This window comes from Centipeda sp. (in: firmicutes), from assembly GCF_057271695.1.
The window spans coordinates 1-1,290 of the sequence record NZ_DBHIVL010000151.1 but is presented as its reverse complement, the minus strand read 5'-3'; the positions used below and the strand labels follow the sequence as shown (position 1 = coordinate 1,290).

General features: G+C 53.2%; 1 protein-coding gene. It reads right to left on the bottom strand.

Annotated elements, in window-relative coordinates; all coding sequences use genetic code 11:
• Window positions 1–243: 243 nt before the first annotated feature.
• Entirely contained in the window at window positions 244–1,131 is an 888-nt protein-coding gene (locus ACO6BQ_RS12575) for a fructose bisphosphate aldolase (RefSeq protein WP_489121493.1), read from the bottom strand.
• Between the last annotated feature and the right edge of the window lie 159 nt (window positions 1,132–1,290).

Here is a 1,290-nt window from a genome sequence, read left to right as displayed (position 1 = left end):
TCTCCTTGTTCGGACGAAAAAATCTACGCCAATCTGACGGACTTCATTTTATCAGTGATTCCTTGACTTCCCTGTGGATGCCAGATCGGACATATGTCAGTTACAACAGACAACATTTGGATCAGCAAACAATCTGTCCGTTGTATCTGACAAAAAACACAAACAAATCCCCCGCCGCATAGTCGTGCGACGGGGGATTGTTCGTGAGAATATAGGGGAAAGGACAGCTCTGTCAGGCTGGCATCAGGTAATGGATGCCTGGTAGATGCTGTCGATTGCCTTCTTGAGGATGGCGTTGAATTCATCGTCGCTCTGCGAGAAGCGCAGATCCTGCGCGAGGGCGCGGGAGAAGCTGGCGATGAGCCCGTGGTTGCGGGCGAGTTTTGCGTTCGCATCGTCCATCGTGTAGCCACCGCTGAGGGCGACGACGCGGACGACGTGCGGGTTCTTCATGATCTCTGCGTAGAGGTTGTCGACGGTCGGGATGGTGACCTTGAACATGATCTTGGCATCAGCAGGCAGTTTTGCGAGGTGCTCCTTCATGCAGACGAGCATGATCTCCTCTGCCTTTGCTTTGTCGGGGCAGTGGATGTCGACCTCGGGTTCGAGGATGGGGACGAGTCCCTTGCGGACGATCTGCATTCCGACCTCGAACTGCTGGTCGATGATGGCACGGATGCCGTCGGGGTTCGCCTGTTTGATGACGGAGCGCATCTTTGTGCCGAAGATGTGACGCTCGTTTGCGCGGTCAAGCAGTTCGTCGAGTCCCGGGATGGGCTTCATGAGCTGAACGCCGTCCTTCTCGTCGGCAAGCCCCTTGTCGATCTTGAGGATGGGGACGATGCCCTTCTGATTCCAGAGGAAATCAGCGGAAAAGAGACTGTCGATCTGCCGATCCATGGTGTTCTCAAAGAGAATTGCCGCGAGGATGCGGCTTTTGTCGAACGAGGGGCTCTTGATGATGCGCGTGCGCATCTCGTGGACGCGCGTAAACATCTCCTCCTCGCCGTTGTAGGCACTCTCGTCGACGCCGTACGCCTTGAGTGCCTTCGGCGTGGAGCCACCACTCTGATCGAGTGCGGCGATAAAGCCTTTGTCCTCGGTCATGCGTTTGAGTTGTTCCTGATTCATTGGACATACCTCCTGTTGTATGAAAATATGAGTGGGGAAGCCCCCTTTGATTCCTGTTTTTATTATAACGCGATTGAGAGATAAAATCAATTATAATTGGTGGAGAATTGTCAAGTCAAGTGCAACACCTTATTGAAAAAGACTTCATAAGGAGTTCTC